General features: G+C 61.2%; 14 protein-coding genes and 1 tRNA gene. 11 read left to right on the top strand and 4 right to left on the bottom strand.

Features of this window, described 5'->3' with window-relative positions; genetic code table 11:
- Genes IEY47_RS08790 through xseA form a run of 3 tightly spaced genes read right to left on the bottom strand, consistent with a single transcriptional unit; the run spans position 1 to position 3015 of the window.
- A complete protein-coding gene (locus IEY47_RS08790) occupies positions 1-837 on the bottom strand; it encodes a peptidoglycan DD-metalloendopeptidase family protein (protein ID WP_188982822.1) in 837 nt (278 codons plus the stop codon).
- Between the two features lie 15 nt (positions 838-852).
- On the bottom strand, positions 853-1626 hold the full coding sequence (locus IEY47_RS08785; RefSeq protein ID WP_188982821.1) for a M15 family metallopeptidase: 774 nt from the start codon (positions 1624-1626) through the stop codon (positions 853-855).
- A 9-nt stretch (positions 1627-1635) separates the two neighbouring features.
- A complete protein-coding gene (gene xseA / locus IEY47_RS08780) occupies positions 1636-3015 on the bottom strand; it encodes an exodeoxyribonuclease VII large subunit (RefSeq protein ID WP_188982820.1) in 1380 nt (459 codons plus the stop codon).
- A 213-nt stretch (positions 3016-3228) separates the two neighbouring features.
- On the opposite strand from xseA, the gene fdnG reads away from it, so the two are divergent.
- The 8 genes from fdnG (at position 3229) to IEY47_RS08740 (ending at position 14522) form a co-directional block, all read left to right on the top strand.
- Positions 3229-6300, top strand: coding sequence for a formate dehydrogenase-N subunit alpha (fdnG, locus tag IEY47_RS08775; protein ID WP_188982819.1), 3072 nt, complete (start codon positions 3229-3231; stop codon positions 6298-6300).
- Positions 6301-7281, top strand: coding sequence for a formate dehydrogenase subunit beta (gene fdxH, locus IEY47_RS08770; protein ID WP_188982818.1), 981 nt, complete (start codon positions 6301-6303; stop codon positions 7279-7281).
- Positions 7282-7283: 2 nt separating this feature from the next.
- A complete protein-coding gene (locus tag IEY47_RS08765) occupies positions 7284-7916 on the top strand; it encodes a formate dehydrogenase subunit gamma (protein WP_188982817.1) in 633 nt (210 codons plus the stop codon).
- Between the two features lie 303 nt (positions 7917-8219).
- Positions 8220-9152, top strand: a complete 933-nt coding sequence (gene fdhE / locus IEY47_RS08760; RefSeq protein WP_188982816.1) for a formate dehydrogenase accessory protein FdhE — start codon at positions 8220-8222, stop codon at positions 9150-9152.
- Positions 9153-9361: 209 nt separating this feature from the next.
- Positions 9362-10774, top strand: coding sequence for an L-seryl-tRNA(Sec) selenium transferase (gene selA, locus IEY47_RS08755; protein WP_229779334.1), 1413 nt, complete (start codon positions 9362-9364; stop codon positions 10772-10774).
- Positions 10771-12690, top strand: coding sequence for a selenocysteine-specific translation elongation factor (gene selB / locus IEY47_RS08750; protein WP_188982814.1), 1920 nt, complete (start codon positions 10771-10773; stop codon positions 12688-12690). Before selA ends, selB begins: the two co-directional genes overlap by 4 nt.
- A gap of 143 nt (positions 12691-12833) precedes the next feature.
- Entirely contained in the window at positions 12834-14267 is a 1434-nt protein-coding gene (locus IEY47_RS08745; RefSeq protein ID WP_188982813.1) for a dihydrolipoyl dehydrogenase, read from the top strand.
- Positions 14268-14426: 159 nt separating this feature from the next.
- Positions 14427-14522, top strand: a tRNA-Sec gene (locus tag IEY47_RS08740).
- A gap of 23 nt (positions 14523-14545) precedes the next feature.
- On the opposite strand, the gene IEY47_RS08735 is transcribed toward IEY47_RS08740, so the two are convergent.
- Complete coding sequence (locus tag IEY47_RS08735) at positions 14546-14980, bottom strand: CBS domain-containing protein (protein WP_188982812.1); 435 nt, start codon at positions 14978-14980, stop codon at positions 14546-14548.
- Between the two features lie 301 nt (positions 14981-15281).
- Between IEY47_RS08735 and IEY47_RS08730 the strand changes: the two genes are divergently transcribed.
- The 3 genes from IEY47_RS08730 (at position 15282) to IEY47_RS08720 (ending at position 17916) form a co-directional block, all read left to right on the top strand.
- The gene (locus IEY47_RS08730) at positions 15282-15830 is read left to right on the top strand and encodes a sugar ABC transporter ATPase (RefSeq protein WP_188982811.1); all 549 of its coding nucleotides are present in this window, start codon (positions 15282-15284) and stop codon (positions 15828-15830) included.
- A 64-nt stretch (positions 15831-15894) separates the two neighbouring features.
- A complete protein-coding gene (locus IEY47_RS08725) occupies positions 15895-16059 on the top strand; it encodes a hypothetical protein (RefSeq protein ID WP_188982810.1) in 165 nt (54 codons plus the stop codon).
- A 543-nt stretch (positions 16060-16602) separates the two neighbouring features.
- On the top strand, positions 16603-17916 hold the full coding sequence (locus IEY47_RS08720) for a CitMHS family transporter (protein ID WP_188982809.1): 1314 nt from the start codon (positions 16603-16605) through the stop codon (positions 17914-17916).
- Positions 17917-17985: the final 69 nt, after the last annotated feature.

Below are 17985 nucleotides of genomic sequence, written 5' to 3'. Positions count from 1 at the left end.
CTATGGCTGATACTTCCCAATGAAGATCGAAGGATCGACCCGGACTCCGTTCAGGCTGACATTCCAATGCATATGCGGACCCGTCGCGCGGCCCGTGGCGCCAACGCGGCCGACAACGCCGCCGCGCGGCATCTCGTCTCCGACCTTCACGTCGATCTTCGACATATGGCAGAACATGCTGATCAGCCCTTGGCCATGGTCGACGAACACCGTTTGACCGTTGAAGAAATAGTCTCCGACCAGGATCACCTTGCCCGCGGCTGGTGCCTTGATAGGCGTGCCGGCGCCGACCGCGAAATCCAGCCCCGAGTGCGGGTTGCGCTCTTCACCATTGAAGAAGCGCCGCAACCCGAATGGTGACGAAAGCGGACCATTCACCGGCAGATCGAATAACAGATTGCTTGGCTGACGCGGGCTGAACTGGTCGTAGGCCTTGGTTTGCTCGGCGAGTTCACGCTCGATGCGTTTGAGGTTGGTCGGGCTCGGGCTGACCTGTTCCTTGTTCTTTAGCGTGATGCGCTGTTCGCGATAGACGCGCGAGTTGACGCTGAACGGCAACTCAACAGGCCCGCTGTCCCGTTCCGTACGAATTTTCTGGGTGCCGGGTTTGGTCGTCAGCGGAATGCCGACGATGGCGATCCAGCGTGCATCGTCTTCACGCACGACCAGTACCGGCTTACCCAGATAGGTCGCGCGAGGCGCCTGCGGGGGATTTCCAAGGTCGATCACCGCAACGCCACCTGGGACCGGCTTGTTCAGCAATCGTGTAATGAAGCCTTCCGCGTGGGCGGGAAGGGCCGTCAACAGGGCAAGGCAAATCAGTACCGGGCGTAACATGGGAGCTCGCGTCAATTAGTTCGAATGGGGAGAAATGCCGAAGCGTTCGGCCAATTGTTGGTGCCACTGGCCCTCCAGCCGCGGCAACTCAGTCGGGCCGTAACACGCGCTGGGTCGTCCGGTGTGCCACGCCCACAATTGATTACCGAAATCGTAATGCCACCACTCGCTGGGCAGGTTGCTGAAACCCGCAGCGGTCATGGCGCGGTGCAGTGTGCGGCGATTGTGGCGTGCGCGCAGCTCGGATTCGGACGTTGCTTCCGACAGCTCGTAATGTGCTGTAAAAGAGCGTGGTCCGACTTCGTCGAAGCGCGAGCCCATGTCCAGTAGCCGACCTTGCGCATCGCAAAGCGTCACGTCGACGGCGCCCCCGGTCAGATGAGGGCTCGGCGCCTGAGGGTTGGCCGACGGCGGTGCCACGAATTGCCGCGTGAGCCGCTCCAAGGTGTCCGGGTCTGCCAATGGATGATGCTGGGAAATCGTCGATTCCAGCGTGCGATACAAATGCTGCTGCACGCTCAGCGGTCGCCAACCGTCGAGAATGACCAGTACATGCCCGTCTGGGAGTAGCGCGCTGGCCTCGAGCAGGCGTTCGAAAACGCCCGTCCTGACATGGCAGTCGGTGACGGCATCGGGAATGCCCAGGTGAAGATAGGCGGGGTACACCCGTAACGCCGGGGCGAGGCGCAGAGTGCAGAGGGGTTCTTCGCACTCCACCACGGGGATCTGGCTGACGTGCGTCCAGTCGGGGTCGTCCACGCGCGGGATGGGTTGGTCGAGCTCGGTCATCGGAGTCGTCTAGTCCAGTAAAGACAGGGTCGTCGGCGTCAGGTGATTGTCTTCCACCCGGACATCGAGCTCCCCGTCACCCAGCTTCGCCCGCAGGCGCTGACCAGGTTGCGTTTGCGATGCAGCGCGTACGGCGCGGCCCTTTTCGTCGAGCAGGATGCTGTAACCACGACCCAGGGTCGCGAGCGGGCTGACCACATTGAGAGTCTGGACCAGGCCAAGGAGTTGCTGGCTGCGCGATTTAAGCGCGTCTTGCATGACGCGCGGCAGACGCTGTTGCAGGTGTTCCAGTCGTTGGCGATAGAGCGATAGCGTGCGACCAGGATGCTGGGCGCCCAGCCGCGTATCCAGTCGAGCCAGGCGTTCGTGCCGCTCGTAGAGTCGGCGATCGATGGCACGAACGAGACGTTGCTCCAGGTCATCGACTCGCTGGGATTGCTGTAGCAACCGCTCGCCGGGATGGCGAAGGCGGCGTTTGAAGCCTTCGAGGCGAAGGGCATCGCGCTGCAGCCGCTGGCGCATGAACAGGATCAGCCGGCGTTCCAGGCCGTCTAGCCGTTGCGCAAGATCGGCGCTGTGTGGCGCAAGCAGCTCCGCCGCGGCGGACGGCGTCGGCGCACGTACGTCAGCCACGAAGTCGGCGATGGATACGTCCGTCTCATGCCCAACGGCGCTTACAATCGGGGTGACGCAGGCATCGATGGCCCGCGCCACGACTTCTTCGTTGAAGCACCAGAGATCCTCCAGCGATCCACCGCCGCGCGCCAGGATGAGTGCATCGAAGCCTTGGGCATCGGCCACTTTCAGCGCCCGAACGATCTGTCCGGTGGCGTCTCGTCCCTGCACAGCGGTGGGAACGAGCGTGAGTTCGACCTGGGGCGCGCGGCGCCGGAAGACACTGATGATGTCGCGAATGACGGCGCCGGTTGGCGAACTGACGATGCCGATTCGACGAGGATGCGTGGGCAGGAGGCTTTTGCGCTCGGCGGAGAACAAGCCTTCGGCGTCGAGCTTGGTCTTCAGCGCTTCGAACGCCGCACGTAACGCACCGTCGCCTGCGGGCTCCACCGTATCGAGGATGAGCTGGTAATCACCGCGCCCTTCGAACAGCGAGACCTTGCCGCGCACCTTCACCGCCATGCCGTCCTTCAGGCTTTGGCGGACGCGCAACGCGTTCTGACGGAACAAGGCGCATTTGACCTGTGCCTGCTGATCCTTGAGCGTGAAATAGATGTGGCCAGACGCTGGGCGGGCCAGATTCGAGATTTCGCCTTCGACCCAGGTGGACGGGAAGACGTCCTCCAGCAACAGACGCGCACGATTGTTGAGCTGGCTGACGGTGAGGATTTCTCGGTCTAGGCCGAGGCGTTCGAAAGGGTCTTTGCGCATGGGCCGATGATAGACGGGCGCCATCCTGTACGAAAGCTGAAGAAACAAACGTTATTGATCCGCGTCAGTACCCTTTCTTTATATAGGGCTACACTTTTCGAGGGAATTATTGTCCCAACCGAAGCGAGGTCGGTGTGACTCGCGACAAACCGTGATTCGCAATGCGAGATAACCGGCAACGTACCGGTATCCGCAATTGATCAGGAGTGCCCGATGGACATGAACCGTCGCCAGTTCTTCAAGGTCGCCGGAATCGGCCTTGGAGGCTCGAGCCTTGCCGCGCTCGGGATGGCACCTACGCCGGCTTTTGCCGAGCAGGTCCGCCATTTCAAGCTCACCCATACGAAAGAAACCCGCAACACCTGCCCTTATTGCTCCGTAGGTTGTGGGCTGATCATGTACAGCATGGGCGACGAAGGTAAGAACGTCGCGCAGAACATCATCCACATCGAAGGCGACGCGGACCATCCGGTCAATCGCGGCACGCTCTGCCCGAAAGGCGCGGGCCTTCTCGACTTCATTCATAGCCCGAATCGCCTTAAGTATCCCGAGGTACGCAAGCCTGGCTCCAACGAGTGGACCCGTATTTCCTGGGATGACGCGATGGACCGCATCGCGCGCCTGGTAAAGGATGATCGCGACGCCAACTTCATCGCCGAAAACGAGAAAGGCGAGACCGTTAACCGTCTGCTGACCATTGGCTTCCTGGCTGCGTCGGCCTCGTCCAACGAAACTGGCTACATCACGCACAAAGTCGTTCGCAACCTGGGACTCTTGGGATTCGATAACCAGGCACGTGTCTGACATGGCCCGACGGTGGCAAGTCTTGCCCCGACGTTTGGCCGTGGAGCCATGACCAACACCTGGACCGATATCGCCAACGCGAACCTGGTTCTGGTAATGGGCGGCAACGCTGCAGAAGCGCATCCGTGCGGCTTCAAATGGGTGACCGAAGCGAAAGCGCACAACAAGGCGCGCTTGATCGTGGTTGATCCACGTTTCACGCGTACTGCGTCGGTCGCGGATTATTACGCGCCGATCCGCATCGGCAGTGACATTGCGTTCATGGGCGGGCTGATCAATTACCTGCTGACCGAAGACAAGATCCAGCACGAATACGTCCGTAACTACACCGACGTCTCCTTCGTCGTGCGCGAGGATTTCGATTTCGACGATGGCCTTTTCACCGGCTACAACGCCGAGAAACGGACCTACAGCGATAAATCCTCCTGGAACTACGAGATCGGCGAAGACGGCTTTGCGGTGGTCGACCCGACGCTGCAGCACCCTCGCTGCGTCTTCCAATTGATGAAGCAGCACTACAGCCGCTACACGGCAGAACTCGTCAGCCAAGTCTGCGGAATGCCGCACGATCGCATGATGAAAGTCTGGGAAGAGATCGCCACGTGCTCGGTACCGGGCAAGACGATGACGATCCTCTATGCGCTCGGCTGGACACAGCATTCGGTAGGCGCGCAGATGATTCGCTCGGCCGCCATGGTGCAGATGCTGCTGGGTAACGTCGGCATGCCAGGAGGTGGCGTCAACGCACTGCGCGGGCACTCCAACATCCAGGGCCTCACGGACCTGGGGCTGCTGTCCAATCTGTTGCCTGGCTACATGACGCTGGCGACGGATCCTGAGCAAAACTTCGACGATTACATCGCCAAACGTACGCTGAAGCCGCTGCGGCCGGGGCAGATGTCCTACTGGCAGAACTACGGGAAATTCCACGTCAGTTTGATGAAGGCGTGGTACGGCGAAGCGGCGACCGCTGAAAACGGCTACTGCTACGACTACCTACCCAAGCTCGACGTGCCTGGCTACGACGTGCTGCGCATGTTCGACCGGATGGGGCGAGGCGAGGTCAATGGCTACTTCTGCCAAGGCTTCAATCCGATCGCCGCACTGCCGGACAAGAATCGCGTGCTCAAGGCCATGACCAAGCTCAAATGGCTGGTGATCATGGACCCGCTGGTCACCGAGACGTCCGAGTTCTGGCGCAATGTCGGGCCTTATAACGATGTCGATCCCGCGGACATTCAGACCGAGGTCATCCGTCTGCCCACGTCCTGTTTCGCTGAAGAGGACGGCTCGCTCGTCAACAGTAGCCGTTGGTTGCAGTGGCATTGGAAGGGGGCGGAGCCGCCGCATCAAGCGAAATCCGATATCGAGATCATGTCCGAGTTGTTCCTGCGATTACGCAACATGTATCGCGAGGAGGGTGGAGCATTCCCCGATCCGATCGTCAACCTGGCCTGGCCCTACAAAGGCGTCGTACCTTCGGCAGAGGAGCTGGCCAAGGAACTCAACGGCTACGCGGTACGGGACATTCCCGACACCACGGGCACCGGAGGGCCGGGAGTCAAGGCTGGTCAGCAGTTAGGCGGTTTCGCCAACCTCAAGGACGACGGATCGACTGCCTCAGGCTGCTGGATCTTCTGCGGCAGTTGGACCGATCAGGGTAACCTGATGGCGCGCCGCGACAACTCCGACCCGTACAACATGAAGCAGAACCTTGGCTGGGCCTGGGCCTGGCCGATGAACCGGCGGATTCTTTATAACCGTGCCTCTGCCGATCCACAGGGCAAACCGTGGGCGGGCGACAAACGCTGCATTTGGTGGACGGGCAAAGCCTGGAGTGGCACTGACATTCCCGACTATCGCCCAGACGTACCACCGGAAGCGGGTATGAACCCCTTCATCATGAACCCAGAGGGTGTGGCGCGGTTCTTCTCGCTCGACAAGCTCAACGAGGGCCCGTTTCCGGAGCACTACGAACCGTTCGAGACGCCGATCGGCATCAACCCGTTCCATCCGAACAACAAGCAGGTCATCAGCAATCCGGCTGGCCGCGTGTTCGATTCGGTGTGGGAAACCCTGGCAGACCACAAGGAGTATCCGTACGCCGCGACGAGTTATCGGCTGACCGAGCACTTCCACTACTGGAGCAAACACTGCCGCCTCAACGCCATCGTTCAGCCCGAGCAGTTCGTCGAGATTGGCGAAGTGTTGGCGAAGGAGAAAGGCATTGCCGCGGGCGATCGAGTGCGATTGGCGAACAAGCGTGGGCATATCGAGGCCGTGGCGGTCGTGACCAAGCGTATTCGCCCGCTGCAGGTGAATGGCCAGACGGTCCACCAGATTGGCGTCCCCATTCATTGGGGCTTCGTCGGTTTGGCGCGTAACGGCTACATCGCCAATACCCTGGTGCCCTTCATCGGCGACGGCAATTCGCAGACGCCCGAGTCGAAGTGCTTCCTGGTCAACCTGGAGAAAGTGTAGATGGCTACTCTCGACATCATCGCCCGCTCCGCGACGACCACGACACCGCCTTCGATCCGTGACATGGATGCGGTGGCCAAGCTCATCGACGTTTCCAAGTGCATCGGTTGCAAGGCGTGCCAGGTCGCGTGTTCTGAATGGAATGACATCCGCGACGAGGTGGGCCACAACCACGGTGTCTACGAGGCGCCGATGGACCTGACCGCCGACTCATGGACGCTGATGCGTTTCACCGAGCATGAAAAGGACGACGGCGACCTCGAATGGCTGATCCGCAAGGATGGCTGCATGCATTGCGCCGAGCCGGGCTGCCTCAAGGCGTGCCCGAGCCCGGGTGCGATCGTGCAGCATGCCAACGGGATCGTGGACTTCCATCAGGAGCATTGCATCGGGTGCGGCTACTGCATCACTGGTTGCCCGTTCGATATCCCGCGCATCTCGCAGAAGGACCACAAAGCGTACAAATGCACGCTTTGCTCCGATCGCGTGGCCGTGGGGTTGGAGCCGGCGTGCGTGAAGACCTGCCCGACGGGTGCGATCGTGTTTGGCACCAAGGAAGAGATGAAGGTGCACGCTGACGAACGCATTGTCGATCTGAAGTCGCGTGGCTACGAAAACGCCGGCCTGTACGACCCAGATGGCGTTGGTGGTACGCATGTCATGTACGTGCTGCACCATGCGGACAAGCCATCACTGTATGACGGCTTGCCAGACGCGCCGGTCATCAGCCCGATGGTTAGCCTTTGGAAGGGCATCACCAAACCGCTCAGCCTGTTGGCGATGGGCGCGGCGGTGCTGGCCGGCTTCTTCCATTACGTGCGTATCGGCCCGCAGCGGGTGGAGGAGGAAGACGAGAGGAAAGAGGCAGAAGCGCACTCGCCCGGGGCTACGTCCACCTCCGCGTTAAGTGAGCCGGCCGTGCATACGGTCGACCCGAGCGTGCAGACCTTCGATCCGAAGCAACCTGACGGCAGGGGATAACCATGAAAAAGCAAATCCTCCGTTACAACGCCAACGAGCGGACCAACCACTGGGTGGTCTCGATCCTGTTCGTGCTTGCCGCGCTTTCGGGACTCGCGCTGTTTCATCCAGCGCTGTTCTGGCTGACCAATCTGTTCGGCGGCGGGCCGTGGACGCGCATTCTTCACCCCTTTCTCGGGGTAGGAATGTTCGCGATGTTCCTTTGGCTGGTGATCCGGTTCTGGCGCTACAACCTGTTTATCAAGAACGACCGCATCTGGCTGAAGAACATCGGCAAGGTGATGAAGAACGAAGAGGAGGGCGTGCCGCCGATCGGCAAATACAACCCAGGACAGAAGCTTCTATTCTGGGCCCTGATCGTCAGCATGCTGGTGCTGGCTGTCACGGGCGTAATCATGTGGCGCGCTTATTTCAGTCACTTCTTTGGCATAGACATAATTCGTCTAGCGTCGTTGTTCCATGCCGCGGCAGCGTTCGTTCTCGTGACCGCCATCATCGTGCACGTCTACGCCGCGATCTGGATCAAAGGCTCGGTGGGCGCAATGATGAGCGGCTGGGTTAGCCGCGCCTGGGCGAAGAAGCATCACGAACTGTGGTACGACGAAGTGATGCGTAAGGAGGAGCGGAAACCGTAGCGCCACGCACAGATACCTTTGTTTTCTGTAGGAGCCAGCTTGCTGGCGATCTGGTACGCAAAGCGATCGCCAGCAAGCCGATCGCGGCCCGGCAGCCTCCTACAGGGTGAGGACGCTGTAGGGCGGGTGTAACCCGCCCTACGACGCTGGTGGCTCAATTACCGCATTCGCGAGCGACCTCACAGGGCACGGTGATCCCTTGAATACGCCGTAGGGTGGATAACCGCGCAGCGTTATCCACCATTCGATCACACCGGTGGATGGCTTCGGCCATCCACCCTACAAGAAACCAGGAGCTCAGCCTTGTCTGCCCAAGTCCTCGAACCGGAGCAGATCGCCGTCTCGGCGACGTCGCTTCCTTATCTGCATCTACCGCCGGAGCGGCTGTTCGCCTTGCGGGCCGAACGGCTTCGGTATCTGGCTGACGATCATCCCCTTGGTGACTACCTGCGCTTCGTGGCGCGTTTGTGCGATGCCCAGCAACAGGTACTCGACCAGCCGCCTGCAAATCTTTCGCTGGACGCACACCGTATCGAACAAAGCATCGAACATGGTCTGCCGCCGTTGTCGACGGACATGCTGCTCCGCGAAGACGGTTGGCTGGTCTTCCTCGATGCATTGTTAGAGCGACTACGCAGTGAGGTTGAGCCTGGCACCGTTGCCGATGCGATTCGGGCGCTGTCCGACGCATCCGTGGATGACCGGCGCGCATGGGCCCTCATGCTGTTGTCGGGGCAATACAGGAGCATTCCCGCAGCGCTGGTGCCGTTTCTGGGTGCGGGTCTTCAGGTCGCGTTCAGTTATTGGCGCGTGCAATTGCCTGAAGGCGCGATCAAGGACATCGGCAGCCATCAGCATTGCCCTTGCTGTGGCTCCCCAGCCATGGCAGGTGTGATTCGCCACAAGGGAAAATACAACGGCTTGCGTTATCTCGTGTGCTCGCTCTGTGCCTGTGAATGGCATCTCGTGCGCGTCAAATGCATTCATTGCGATTCAAGCGAAGGGCTGAAGTATTTCTCGTTCGAGAACGACAAGTACGCCGCTGACCGGGCGCCAATCCGTGCTGAGGCCTGTCCGACCTGTACGAGCTATCTCAAACTCGTCTATCTGGATGCTGACGGGAATGCCGAGGCGCTTTCGGCGGACCTTTCCAGCCTTGCGCTGGATATGCGGATGGACGAGGAGGGCTTTCAGCGCCAGACGCCGAACCTCATGCTCGCCACGGGAGATGGTTGAACCTGGCGATGGAATGAGAGGCATCGAACCATCGCGCGCATGGCGCGCTCCCACGCGATAGAGGTGTGTTGTGGGAGCGCGCCATGCGCGCGATAGCGCTAGATCCCGCGACGGAACCGATGCTTAAAAATACAACCACCACAATCCATTAAAGGCCCCACTGCCGGAGACCACCCATGCCATCCGATCACGCTGCCGAGTCTCGGCGCATGACCGCTGCACATCTGCCGTCCATCGATCATCTGTTACGCCATGCCGCCTGCGAGCCATTTCTCCAGCGCTATGGCCGGGTGGCAACGCTGGAAACCCTACGCGGCCTGCTGGACGAACTTCGCGGCCCGGCGCAGCAGGGTGAGCTCACCCACGCTGAACTCGCGGAACCCGTGCTGTTGGGCCGGGCCGGTGAACGACTGGCCGCGCAGCACCGCAGTCGTGTTCGCCGAGTGTTCAATCTGACCGGCACTGTGCTGCACACCAATTTGGGACGCGCCTTGCTGGCCGAGGAAGCCATCGGTGCCATGACGCTCGCTGCACGCCATCCGCTCAACCTCGAGTTCGATCTGGCAACCGGCAAGCGCGGCGACCGCGATGACCTCATCACGGGGCTTATCCGCGAGCTGACGGGCGCCGAAGCCGTAACGGTGGTGAACAACAATGCCGCCGCCGTGCTGCTGGCGCTGAACAGCCTGGGCGCGCGCAAGGAAGGCATCATTTCCCGCGGCGAGCTTATCGAGATCGGTGGCGCTTTTCGTATCCCAGACATCATGGCCCGCGCGGGTGTAAAGCTGGTCGAGGTCGGCACCACCAATCGGACCCACGCGAAGGACTACGAGGCCGTCATCGGCCCGCGTAGCGGCTTGCTGATGCGCGTGCACACCAGCAATTACAGCGTGCAGGGGTTCACCGCCAGCGTGCCAACGGCTGAGCTGGCGCGTATTGCCGACGCCCACGCGCTACCGCTATTGGAAGACCTGGGCAGTGGCAGTTTGGTGGATTTGACGCGTTGGGGCTTGCCGAAAGAGCCAACCGTACAGGACGCGCTACGCGATGGCGCCGATATCGTGACCTTCAGTGGCGACAAGCTTTTAGGTGGACCGCAGGCGGGCATCATTGTCGGGCATAAAGACCTGATTGCGCGGATCAAGAAGAACCCGCTCAAGCGCGCGTTGCGTGTCGACAAGGTGACGCTGGCGGCTCTGGAAGCGACCTTGAGTTTGTATCGCGATCCAGACCGACTGGGCGAGCGCCTTACGAGCCTGCGCCTGTTATCCCGGCCGCAAGTGGACATCCTGGCGCAGGCACAGCGTATCGCGCCCTTGATGGCAGAGCAGCTTGGCGAACACTGGCGAGTCGACGCGCTGCCAGCGCTGGGGATGATCGGCAGCGGGACCCAGCCGGTGGCCCGCCTGCCGAGCGCCGCATTGTGCATGCGGCCCGAGGTCTCCCGGCGCTGGCGGGGGCGTGCGCTGCGCCAACTTGAAGAAGCATTGCGCTGTCTGGATACCCCGGTGATCGGTCGCATTGACGACGACGCGCTGTGGCTGGATCTGCGCCAGCTCGACGACGAGCCCGCCTTCCTCGCGGGGCTTGCGACGCTGAGTGTCGGCGCGCTGGCGCCATGATCGTCGGAACGGCTGGGCACATCGATCACGGCAAGACGTCGCTGTTGCGGGCACTTACGGGCGTGGAAGGCGATCGCCGCCGGGAAGAGCGCGAGCGCGGTATGACCATCGATCTCGGCTATGTCTACGCACCCCTGATAGCAGACGGGCCGTTGACCGGATTCATCGACGTCCCTGGTCACGAGCGTTTCGTGCACAACATGCTCGCTGGCGCCAGTGGAATTGACCTGGTGTTGCTGGTCATCGCGGCGGACGACGGTGTGATGCCGCAGACGCGCGAGCATTTGGCGATTGTCGAACTGCTGGGCATCGAGCGCGCGATCGTTGCCGTGACCAAATGCGACAGGGTCGAGTCCGTCCGCCTCGACGAGGTCCGTCGCGAGATCGCGGGCCTGCTCGATAGCGGCGCATTCGCCGGCGCGCCCATTTTCCCTGTCTCCAGCGTTTCGAATGAAGGTATCGACGCGCTGCGCGGGGCGCTGATAGACGCGGAAAAGACCTTCGCCCATGAGCAACCCGCCAACGGCTTTCGCCTGGCCGTGGACCGCGCGTTCAGCGTTGCCGGCGCGGGCGTCGTGGTCACCGGGACTGCCTTCTCTGGGCGCGTGGCGGTGGGCGATCAGTTAGTGCTCGGAAATACCGGGCGCCCGGTACGTGTCCGTGGGCTGCATGCCCAGAACCGTGAGGCGCAGCATGCGTCGGCGGGGCAGCGCGTCGCGCTCAATTTGAGTGGCGAGCGGCTGAACGTGGAACAGATCCATCGAGGGGATTGGCTGCAGGCCGACTGGCTGCATGCACCCACGAACCGCGTCGATATCGATTTACACCTGCTCGCGAGTGAGAAAACGCCGTTCAAGCATTGGACGCCGGTGCACGTTCATCTCGGCGCGCAGGATGTCACCGCGCGCGTGGCGCTGCTGGAAGGCGAGGTGTTGCAGCCGGGCGAGCGAGCGTTCGCGCAACTTGTGCTCAATGCGCCCGTGCATGCCGTTCATGGCGACCGGGTCGTGCTGCGTGATCAGTCCGCGCAGCGCACCCTGGGTGGCGGTGCGGTACTCGATCCTTTCGCGCCCGCGCGCCATCGTCGCGCCGAGCCTCGCCGTCTGCAATTGCAGGCGCTGGCTGAGGGCGGTTTCGAGGCGTCGTTGCCGGCACTGCTGGCGCACAGTGACGGCGGGGTGGAACCACGGCGTCTTGAACGCCAGTTCAATCGTCCTGCAGTGGATTGGGCGCTGCCGGACTCGGTTGTGGAAATCACTGCCCGTCAAGGCAAACGACTGTTCGCCCGATCCCGCTGGGCGGCCTGGCATGCGCATTTGCTCGCAAGGCTTCGCGTTTTTCATGACGAACAACCCGATGAGCTTGGGCCGGACCGCGATCGCTTGCGCCGCTTTGCCGCGCCGACATTGGAGCGACCGGTTTTCACCGCGTTGCTTGAAACGCTGATCGCCAGCGGTGACGTCCAGGCCAGCGGACCCTGGTTGCACCTTCCCGATCACCAGGTGAGGCTCACGGGGGAGGAGGAGCGCCTGAAAACCGAGGTAATGCCGCTGTTGCTGGTCGGTCATTTCGATCCGCCCTGGGTGCGCAATGTGGCGCAAACGCTGGGTGCCGACGAAGCCCTCACGCGGCACCTATTGCGTAAGCTCGCTCGTCTTGGCCAGTTGCATCAGGTCGTGCGGGATCTGTTCTACCCCGAGGCGACGGTCGAGGAATTGGCGTCGGTGGTGCTGCGTCTCGAGCGGGAGGAGGGGATCATTCGCGCCGCGGCGTTTCGCACCGCACTCGGCATTGGCCGCAAACGCAGCATTCAGATCCTTGAGTATTTTGACCGCATAGGCTTGACCCGGCGCTTCGGTAACGAGCGCAAGGTTCGGCAGGACAGTGCATTGGCTGGCGGTATTCGGTCCCTGTAGGAGCTCATCGGAATGCGTTCAGCTCATGGACGATCGCTTTTGCTTTTGTAACAAGCCGATCGTGCAACCCAGGCGGCGCACGGCGGGTCGGTATGACATAGGCTCGAAAAAAACGAGTGATCCGATCCGACCCAGGTGATTTGATGAGTAAAGAACGCAGTAACGCCCAACCCGACTTGCACTGTGATGTCGCCGTAATCGGCGCTGGAACCGCTGGCCTCGCTGCGGAACGTGCGGCAAGGCGGCAAGGCGCGAAAACGTTGCTGATCGACGACCAGTGGGCGGGTACCACCTGCGCTTCGGTGGGGTGCATGCCGTCCAAGTTGTTGATCGTCGCGGGTGAAGCGCTTACGGCGGTTAAAGGTGCCGCCACATTCGGTATCGGGGTAGGCGATGTACAGGTCGATGGGCGAGCTGTGATGGAGCGCGTCCAACGCGAACGCGACCATTTCGTTTCGGCGACCAAGAAAGGGTTCGATGATTTACCTGAAGGCGTCGCGCTAACCGCTACCGCCTGCTTCACCGGCCCGGATCGGCTGGCACTGAGCGATGGCAGGACGGTGACAGCCAAGGCCATTGTCATCGCCACCGGTTCTTATCCCGCCATTCCCGAACCCTTCGACACGCTAGGCGATCTCGCCCTGACCAACGAGACGATTTTCGAACTGCCGGATTTACCCAAGTCGCTGGCGGTGATCGGCAGTGGGCCCGTGGGGGTCGAACTCGCTCAGGCCATGGCGCGGCTGGGCGTCGACGTTGCGCTGTTTGCGCAGGACGATTCGTTGGGCGCTGTCAAGGATGAGCACGTACAGGCAGCGCTCAAACGCATCATTGCCCGCGATATGGCGTTGCACCTCGATGTTGAGGTCGATGCCTATCGCGACGGTGAAGAGGTCGTCGTGTCCTGGTCCGGAACTGAGGCGGGGGAGCGCCGCTTCGACTACGTTTTGGTCGCGACGGGCCGGCCGCCTCGCTTAAAAGGGCTTGGGCTTGAAACCACCGGTATCGAGCTGGATGACCATGGCACGCCAGTCTACGACCCGCATACTCAGCGATGCGGTGCGTCATCCATCTTCATCGCGGGCGATGCCGATCACGACCGCCCCATCTTGCACGAGGCTTCGGACGAGGGGGCTATCGCCGGGCGTAACGCTGCTGGCTATCCTGCAGTCGAACCCACCGAACGGACCCCTTCGTTCTCCCTGATCTTCACCGATCCTCCTGTGGCAGTCCTTGGGACTGCACCTGACGAAGACAGCGCCATCGGCACGTCGGACTACCGTGAACAGGGCCGTGCACGAATGGAAAACAAGGCGGAAGGCGTGGTGCGGTTCTACGCGGAGGCCGACACTGGCAAGCTTACCGGCGCGTCGCTCATCGGCCCTGGGATGGACCACATTGCCCATCTACTGGCCTTGGCGTTGATGCGCGGAGAAACCGCCCGCACGCTGCTCGACATGCCGTTCTATCATCCAACCCTCGAGGAAGGGCTCAGGGATGGCCTTAGGGAAATATGCAGTGCTCTACGCAGCGATATGCGTGTAGACCGGGACCAGGGTTGCCCACCGGGCGCGTGAGTGCCAGGCCATTCGATCGACCACAGGGTGTAGGTCGTGCCCATGAGACGTTCGGTTTTTGCCCATGATGAGGTAACTCCCTCACAAGACGTGTTAGCCTTCGCAGCGCTTCGTTAACGGCGTGCCATACCGTGCATGCCTGTGAAGGCGCCCTTCAACGGAAGGCAATCGCACCCGGTGGTGCGGCCGGGCTTCAAACCCGGTTGGGGACGGCAGCCGTTCCTGGGTGAGTTCGACTCTCACTGCCTTCCGCCATCATGTCGCTCGACGGTCACGCGTTACTCCCCACGTATGTACTGCTCCAAGTGCAGGATCGTTTCGGCTTGTTCCGCGACCATTTCCTTGACCAAGTCCCCTATCGATAACAACCCGATCAATCGACCTCTCCCTATCACCGGAAGGTGGCGTAAATGGCGTTCGGTCATCAGCGCCATGCACTCGTCGAGACTTTGCTGCGGTAGCACGATGACCACGGCAGCCGTCATGATGTCGCTAACAGGCGTGGCATAGGAGGATCGCCCCTTCAGCACCATCTTGCGGGCGTAATCGCGCTCACTGACGATGCCGACCAATTCGTTGTCTTTCAGCACGGGTAGGGCGCCAACATTCTTGTCCGCCATCAGGCGCAAGGCATCGAGTACGGTGGCCTCGGGCGCGATGGTATAGACGTCCTGTTGCTTTTTGCGGCTAATCAATTCGCCTGCGGTTTTCATAGGCAGCACTCCTTGCGGATAGGTGCATGGGGCAGGATCGGCCGTAGGGTTCGGCGATGAACCATACGGATGGATCGTCCACATCTGTCGCCGAGCGTGCGCTTGTTCAGCGCATTCCCATTTATCCAGAGGCGTCATCGAGTGCACGCATTGCGTCAGTGATCGGCCGGTCGTCGCGTGGATGAGCAAGCAGAGCGGCGTTGCCGACCATTTGGGCGAAAGCGCTTGTCGGCCATTACCCCAGGGATGGGGTCTCAGCGATAATGCAGGCTTTCAATAAGACTGCTTTGAGCCTGCCGCCATGAATGCCCGATCCATATTGGTTCCACGTCTCTCCCGTGTGCCTGCATCTGAAGCGGTCGCTCAACGCGTACTCGCTTGGCTCGTGCGAAACGACGTGGTGAACGGTGTGCCATCCACCTGTGGCGCCATCGGTACCCGGATGGCGTATGCGATAGGGCCCGGCGCGCGAACGTTCGCTCAGGCGCCAGAGCGCCTACCATTCGATGAGGCGGTGAATGGTCTGGAAATCGTTACGCGTCGGTGTATCTACACCCCGACGACGAATTTCAGAGAGGAAGCCGGTTGCCCTGAATGCCGGCAAGAGGTCGGCGAACCGTTCTTCGAGAATCTGGACGAGTGGATGGCGGGTGACACCGACCATTTCGAGTGCCCGGAGTGTGGTTTCGAAGACGAGGTGAACAACTTCCTTTTTTTACAGCCCTGCGGGTTTTCCGATCTGGGATTCATCTTCAATGGCTGGGGCCATGCCGGATTCACGCCGGATTTCATCGAGCAGATGGCCTCTCGAATCGGATTTCCCCTCGTGGTGGTTCGCGCGGACGACTGACGCTGCGGCACCCTGGCCATCCTGCGTTGCCTAACGATTACCGTGATGAACGAGGAGAAAGGTCATGACGCGAGAAAGCCAATCCAACGAGGTCGATGGCGACCGCAAGCAAGAAAAGGCGCAACAGGTGCCCGAATCGCTCAAGAAACTGAATGAGCAGGGTGAGCAACCTCGACCCGAGAACGATGTACAGCCTGATCCGGACAGCGAGGCGGACGCTGGCCGCTGAGCGCTCCTGCAGGGCGGCTCGGTAACGAGCAAGCCCTGTACACGCTTCGACAGATGCCCTGGCCACCGTTTTGTGTTCCCCGTCGTGGGAACGGGCCGGGCTGAGATCAGTCCTGCCCGCGACTGCGGAACTGCGTGGGGCGGACCGAGCCCCGGTCCAGGACAATGGCGGATCACGCTACTGCGCAGCTCATTCCCCCTTTACGTCTTATAACCGCCAACGTTCGCGGGTGTGGGAGCGAGCCATGCTCGTAACAACTCACCTCACCTGCTACCGCGAACGGTAGGGTGGAATCGCCGAGGGAAATTCTCTGTCCACCGCGCGGACATGTCGGTGTCCCGCCATTCGCTCCACTACCGCTACCGCTACCGCTGCCTGCTCAATCGGTAGGCCGATTCTCTTCACGCTTTCGCTGGAAAGTCCGTCCTAGAGCGGTTCTCCTCCAACATTCGGTAGCACTTTCCTAATTTCTCGAAATCCTGTGGAAGGTTAAGGTCCGCCCCTTCGTGTGATCGATATAAAAACAAGCCTGGAGATCTCCTTTTGCTTACGCTGATTGGCCTATTAACAATGGGCGCGCTGGTTCTGCTTTTAATTGTTGGCCGCACTTCCCCGGTAATCCCCCTCATCTCTGTCCCGTTGATCGGCGCGTTATTCGCAGGATTCGGTCCCGCTGAACTGACAACGTTTTTCAACGAAGGCATCGGCAAGGTCATGCCGATCGCTGTGATGTTCATCTTCGCGATCATTTTCTTCGGTGTCCTGCAAGACACCGGCCTGTTCCGTCCGCTGATCAACACAATGGTGCGGGTGACCCGGGGTAACGTCGTGGCCGTGGCGGTCGCTACCGCGATCATCGGCATGCTGGCGCATCTTGACGGCGCGGGCGCTACTACCTTCCTGCTCACCGTGCCTGCTCTTCTGCCGCTTTATCGCGAGTTGCGGATGAGCCCGTACCTGATGTTGCTGCTGCTGGCGATGGGGGCGGGTATCTTCAACATGCTGCCCTGGGCCGGGCCGCTGGGGCGTGCGTCCGCGGTGACCGGGATCGATCTCACCGAACTCTGGCGCGGGTTGATTCCCGTCCAGGTGGTAGGCGCAGCGCTGCTCATCCTTCTGGCAATCGTGCTCGGTCTGCGTGAGCGCCGCCGTATCGATAGCGGAACGAACACACCCACCGCCGAAGCGAGTCAATCAGTGAAGGCGGGCATCGAGGAGTTGAGCGAGGAGGCCCGCGCGCTACAGCGACCGGGCCTGATGTGGTTCAACGGCCTACTGTTTCTTGCCGTGCTGGTATCGCTGTTCAGCGGCGCACTGCCCGCCGGCTATATCTTCATGATCGCGCTGTGCATTGTGCTGATCGTGAACTATCCCGGTGGCAAGCAGCAGATGAGCCGCGTTACGGCGCACGCAGGCGCAGCGCTCAACATGGGCATGATTATCTTGGCCGCGGGCACGATGCTGGGCGTGCTCGCTGGCACGAAGATGCTCACGTCCATCGCCCAGGATCTGGTCACCGTCCTGCCGGAGGCGTCCATTCCGCTGCTGCATATTATCCTTGGCGTATTCGGTCTGCCGATGGAGTTGCTGCTCAGCACGGATGCGTATTACTTCGGGCTGATGCCCATCGTGCTCGAGGTCGCCGGTACCCATGGCGTCGATCCTGCGAGCGTCGTGTACGCGTTGATGGTAGGCAACATCATCGGCACATTCATCAGCCCGTTTTCGCCAGCATTGTGGCTGGCTCTGGGACTTGCCAACCTCGATCTCGGGCGCCATATCCGCTACTCGCTCTTCTGGATGTGGGGCTTCTCGCTCGTGCTCCTGGCGTTTTGCTGGTCGTGGGGCTTGCTCTAACGCAGCGTCGACCAAAGAGACCGCCACGAGTAACGCGCGCGAACGGTGCTGCGACGCAAGTGGCGGATC

It is taken from the genome of Pseudomonas matsuisoli (assembly GCF_014647635.1).
In the GTDB taxonomy this organism is placed as follows: Bacteria; Pseudomonadota; Gammaproteobacteria; order Pseudomonadales; family Pseudomonadaceae; genus Pseudomonas_P; species Pseudomonas_P matsuisoli.
This window is presented reverse-complemented; position numbering and strand designations above follow the sequence as displayed.